Raw genomic sequence first — 5729 nt, forward strand, 5'->3', positions numbered from 1 at the left:
AACTTAATAATGAAATTCAAGCTACATTATATAGTCAATCTGACTACAGAAAATCTCAAGCAATATGTAAACAACCGGAAGGCTTTTCAGACATTGAAAAAGCTTGGGCATACTATGTCAATATCAACCAATCATTTGCCAACGCTAGGCAGGGGTGGGGTTTCAGTAAAAAAAGCGAAAACCAAGCGATGACATTCACAAATAAAAAAGCTAGGCTATCTGAAGCGTTGGAAAGGTTAGAAAAGGTTTACATTTCCTGCGAGGATGCTATTAAGTGTATTGAAAGGTGGGATTCACCTAATACACTATTCTATTGTGACCCGCCTTATTCCGGTAGTGTACAAGGTCACTATAGCGGCTACACGATTAAAGATTGGACAAAACTATGTCATACATTAGATTGCATAACAGGCAATTACATTATATCGAATTATCATCAGATGATTAAACCTCAATCATTTACATAAAAAATAGAAATAAATACAGTCATGTCAGCTAGTCACAAGAAAGATGTAAAAAAGAAACGAACTGAAGTGTTATGGGTTAAAAGTAACTTAGACGGTTTTAATCAACTTCCTGAGTTAATTAACTCAGAGGCCTATAATTGCCTACTTAATACATGGAGTCAACCTAACAGATAACCCTAACTCAATAACTTAAATGGCCCCCTATGGTTTCTGACTGTAGGGGTTCATTCGTATTATTGATTTCCTGGACTATTAATCCTGGACTATTAATTATTTATATGCTTACCCCCCTAGTTTACCCACAATAAACACCCTAAGCCAAAACCTTAACCCGTCTATTAGGGGTAATCATCCCAGGCGAAACCCAGTACCCCTATAAATTGGAGACTTGTCTAGCGGTATGTAGGTATCGGTTTCGATGGKGAATCAATTCTCTAGGATTATGTAGGTATCAGCGAGAGATGACGAAACAAGTTACCAGTTGAAAAGTTGTTTGAGGGTATCGGGTTGATTCCGGTAGGAGATAGTTTAGATTATGCGATCGCATTTTGTTGGTAGCGAGTAGGCTCCTCAAGATTTCACTAATAATCTGACTCCCATAGATAACCGGATAGGCAGCCTAATATCTTTGTACATTGATAGCTTAGGGAATTATCTTCTGCTGTTGTCGTGGTTGATTTTGAAACATATCCTCCCCCCAACCGAAACAAGCACTCCTGGGGAAACGAACGATGTGATAGCAGTCAATGGTGAGGAACGAACCGATAGGCTTGCCATTGACTGCTATCACAAGGGAGTTACCCTATCGGTGTTTGGTTGGGGGGATGGTATGGGTATTTGACAGATTGATTAAGTTGTGCTTGTTGACTGAGTAATCATCCTATTGACAGAATTATTTTCCTGTGCTAGGACTAGATTATGAGTAATATCTGAGTAACTCAATAGGATATAGGGTTGAGTAATAACCCGCTATCGCTATCAGGATAAGGGTTTATAGTTATGCGTTCTGACGGATACAGACCGACCAATTGAGCAGGTCTCTAACGTAATACATCGAGGAAGGCGAAAACCGCCGGAGGATGCAGACCATTACTAAGAATAGCCGCGCCGATCGCCCTTTCTAAGGGTACTGGAAGCGATCGCACTTTCACCGACTTAGGAATAGGTAGCGCCGCCAACCGGGGCAGAATTGCGGCCCCTAAACCTTGAGCAACCATACTAACAATAGTAGAATCTTCCTTAATCTCATAGGCAATTTTTAGGGTCTGTCCCCACCTAGCCCAATGTTCTCGCACCGCCGAAGTACACTCAGCATAATTGTACAATATAAAAGCATGAGCTGACAACTCTTCCCAGGTTAAATTTTGGGTAATTGGTTGCTTAGAATTGGGCAATAATACTACATACTCATCCCGGGCAATTTCCCAAGTATCAAACTCTTCAGATCGCGGTAAAGGAACTAAACCAATATCCACCTGACCCATCCGCAAAGCCTGTTCCACCCCCACCGGATCAGTCTCGGTAATTTTCACCTCTACATTAGGAAAACGACTGCGAAACTCAGCCACTTTCGGCGGCAAAATATGGGTAGCCGCACTGCGAAAAGAAGCCACCCGCACCTTAGACCCCTGTAACCCCTTTTCCAAATTCACCTCGTGGTCGATAGTCTCCCGCAGTTCCAGGATTTTCTGGGCGTGACCTAGGACTTTTTCACCAATGGGGGTTAAATGCGCTCCAAAGCGCCCCCTACACAATAGGGGAATCCCTAACTCATTTTCTAAAGATGCGATCGCCCTACTCACCGAGGATTGGGAAATATTCAAATCCAGCGCCGCCTCAGAAAAGCTACCCTTGGCGACCACAGCCATTAACACCCGCACATGAAACAAATTCATAACAATTAACCGAACCGGAGACCATCGTCATTAACAATCATCCATCCAGTTTACGCATGGAAATTATGCTTAATGAGTTTTGCATGATACCGAATCAGATCATTAAGCTATGGGAGAACTGAAAAATTTAATCGCTACTCTAATCATTTATGTTCGAGTTACTGCCCTTCCATAAGTTCCGTGATACCCCTAGCGTGCGTTTTTTCGATATCACCATCCCCAACTCTAATGCTAGGGATCTGGTTTTTCACGAAGGACCAGCTACCAGTCCCAACAACACGGAGGATGGCTACTGGCAGTTCTATCTACACTCCAAGCAAGAAGATAACCTACTGGCTGTTTCCGGGGGTCGTACTTTCTATCTAGTTAATTTCGCTTGGGAATGTCCCTATCATATTGTCCGACTAGACGCTAATCGACACATTTTGCGGATTCCCCCAGGAACCTTCCATCGGTCAGTATCCGACCCCGAAGGTTCCCTAGTCTTGAATCAAGCTATCCGTACCCACAGGGCTACTGTAGAAAGCGAGTTCCGAGTATATAATAGCGCCGAAATTTCCCGCCTGTATAGAGTGACTTCTGATAAGGCTCGCCCCCCTATCTTACACGGCTTTGAACGCCTGCGCGTCGCTTGATGAATTATCCATCATCTGGGGGAGAGTTCCCAACCATCCGGGACTCTCCCAGATTATGTTAACTTTTGCAATAAAAAGTTAATAAATGTTACAAAAATTTTTTTTGTGGGGGGGTGGGTTGATTTTTGGGTAAGTTTCTGCTACCATTTTATATAATTGGAATACTGACAATTTTAAAAAAAGTGGCTATATAAAAATTATTTGTTTTGCTTACAGAATATCACAATTGAGCAGTGTTTGTCAACCCCCCAAAATATCCGGGGAGAGGGAGGCGTGATAGAATGAGTTATTGATTATTGATGATGGATTACTTCGAGTTAGAATGTGGTTTCATATTAATTCAGCCACCCCAAAGTGAGTAGAGATATATTTGCGATCGAAGCCCTAGGGCAAATTCCTAAAATTCTCACCTTGCTAGATCGGAACCCCCACAGTCCGACCTATGGGTGTTTTGACCGAAACTTCTGGCATTATAAAATTATCGACTTCCCCAGTGGTATGGCCCAGGAGTTTGTCTGGCCCATGGCTTTGGCCCACGAAGTCAATGTTCCCGATAATTCCTATTACCAACACCCCGCTATCAAGGAATGGGTACAAGCGGGGATAGCTTTTGCAGCGCGCAGCGCCCATGCAGACGGTTCTAGTGATGACTATTTCCCCTATGAAAGGGCGGCGGGGGCTTCGGCGTTTTCTTTGCTGGCTTGTGTGGAAAGTTATCGACTATTGGGGTTAGTTGATTATGAGGCGCTGAGGTNTTTTGAACGACGGGCGAACTGGTTGGCTAACCACTACGAAAGTGGTCAACTGGCGAACCATGAGGCGTTAATTATTCTAGCCTTGGAAAGGTTGGGAAACCTGCTGCAAACTTCTAAATGGCGGCGCATACAAGGGACGAGACTCGATCGCCTTTTAAGTTGGCAAACTGAAGAGGGATGGTTTCGGGAGTATGAGGGTTGCGACCCCGGATATCATACTCTCACCCTTTCCTGTTTGGCAGAATTGGACCGCCTTAAACCTGATGACCGGGTGAAAAATGCGATCGCCAAAGGTGTAGAATTAGCGTCCCATTTCATCCACCCTGATGGCACTTATGGCGGGGAATATGGCTGCCGCAACACTTATAATTTCTTTCCCCATGGTTTTGAGTTAGCGGGGAAGTGGCTACCAGAAGCCCTGCGGATTAATGACCAGTTTTTACAGGGTCTAAAAAATGGCTTGGGTCCTTGCTATGCTGATGATCATATTATTGGGCATCATGCCTGGAATTATCTGCTGGCTTGGCAAGATTTCGTGAGCGATCGACCTCAGCCTCTGCCCCGGGATGTGGCTAGTCTTTGGTTAAAAGAAGCCCAAATTTTAATCAAACGTCGTCCCGGGATTGAGTTATATATGGGCTTAAATAAAGGCGGAGTTTTCAAGATATTTAGGAACAATAAATTAGTAATTTCTGACACTCAAATATCCCTGCAAATTAGCAAGGGAAAAAATTTAAAAAATGCCGTCAGTCACCTAATCGAACCTTACCAGGTCAAAGTAGAACAGGACGAAATCACTATCGAAGGGCCGTTAGGATGGGCGAAACAAACCCAAATGTCACCCTTAAAATTAATCTTGTTACGGGTAGTCATGTTAACTTTTGGGCGGTTTTTTCCCAACTTAATTCGGAAAATGCTGCAAAAAATGTTAATAACAGGCAAGCAGGATGCACCGTTTCACTTTCGGCGAAAATTACTCTGGCAAGATAATCAATGGCTGGTGACAGATGAAATTACCGCCTCTTCTTGGCAGGGTGTAATTAGTGCAGGAATTGGGGCTTCCCAAACCTCTATTTATGTGGTCATGAGTCGCACATTTCAACCGGGACAACTACAACCCTGGTTAGATTTAACTGAGGAAATTAAGAAACTTACACCGGGTCAAACACTGAGGGTAGAACGCACTTTTTAGGGGGCTTTCTGTTATCAATTAATTATCGGGTGCGAAACGTTCAGGCATAAAATAGGATTGTGATACCCTAAATAACCGCCTGGTGGGGGTTTCAGCCCCTTGGGTGAATACAAGAAGCTCGCTTCTGACCACCCCATAACTGTTTATATGTCCCAACGATTAGTATCATACGATACCAAATCAAGGCAGGGAACCCAAGGTCAACATACTCTGTAACAAATCGTAACAATTCTTAACATAACGGAAGCGTAACGAAACAGAGTTGAGGGAAACGGCGATAGCCACCCCCGATTTCAGGAATCATAACCCGTCAGATTGAAGCGGGGTACGGAGGGATCCGAGGTGTAACCCAACACCAGAAGTGAGACCACTGCCAACCATCCATGATTAGGGAAACCGAATGTCTGGCCTGAACCATCGTAAAAATGGAGTAGCGAAATAGGTTGATACGCTACGCTCAAAAGAGCAAGGGGAAAAGTAGGGGGCTTTGTTCACTACCTACAAAGACCTTTAAAAGTACCCCGGTGGAGAGGACAAATCTACAGATGGAATGCCCATATAAACGGAAGGTTGTAATCCCTCTTAGGCTCTGAATATCTGGTCGAGATAATCAGTAGTGACAAATGTAAGCGAATGGTGCGAGACGTTCGGGTATGAAATAGGGCTTAAATGCCAGAAATCACTAGCCGGTGAGGATTCCAGCCCTGAGTTTGGATATAAGGAGCGCACTCCTGACCATCCTCATAACTGTTTATATGTCCCGACGCTTAGGGAACTAAGCCAGG

At 44.0% G+C, this 5729-nt stretch carries 5 protein-coding genes; 4 read left to right on the forward strand and 1 reads right to left on the reverse strand.

Annotation, left to right across the window (positions count from 1 at the left end; genetic code table 11):
* A partial coding sequence (locus B9T16_RS24875) for a DNA adenine methylase (protein WP_410246024.1) occupies window positions 1-467 on the forward strand: 467 nt, incomplete at its 5' end.
* 628 nt (window positions 468-1095) lie between these two features.
* A complete protein-coding gene (locus B9T16_RS24880) occupies window positions 1096-1308 on the forward strand; it encodes a hypothetical protein (RefSeq protein ID WP_162097052.1) in 213 nt (70 codons plus the stop codon).
* Between the two features lie 199 nt (window positions 1309-1507).
* Here the strand turns inward: B9T16_RS24880 and B9T16_RS24885 are convergent, their stop codons facing one another.
* Window positions 1508-2362 (reverse strand): LysR family transcriptional regulator, encoded by an 855-nt coding sequence (locus B9T16_RS24885; RefSeq protein WP_006616316.1) that lies wholly within the window; start codon window positions 2360-2362, stop codon window positions 1508-1510.
* Window positions 2363-2511: 149 nt separating this feature from the next.
* Here B9T16_RS24885 and B9T16_RS24890 point away from each other — a divergent pair, with 149 nt between their 5' ends.
* Together B9T16_RS24890 and B9T16_RS24895 are read left to right on the forward strand one after the other, a co-directional pair.
* Window positions 2512-2997, forward strand: coding sequence for a hypothetical protein (locus tag B9T16_RS24890; RefSeq protein WP_035737689.1), 486 nt, complete (start codon window positions 2512-2514; stop codon window positions 2995-2997).
* Window positions 2998-3351: 354 nt separating this feature from the next.
* Complete coding sequence (locus B9T16_RS24895) at window positions 3352-4944, forward strand: hypothetical protein (RefSeq protein ID WP_410246025.1); 1593 nt, start codon at window positions 3352-3354, stop codon at window positions 4942-4944.
* The last annotated feature ends 785 nt before the right edge of the window (window positions 4945-5729 follow it).

The sequence above is a fragment of the Arthrospira sp. PCC 8006 genome, assembly GCF_046480465.1.
Classification (GTDB): domain Bacteria; phylum Cyanobacteriota; class Cyanobacteriia; order Cyanobacteriales; family Microcoleaceae; genus Limnospira; species Limnospira platensis.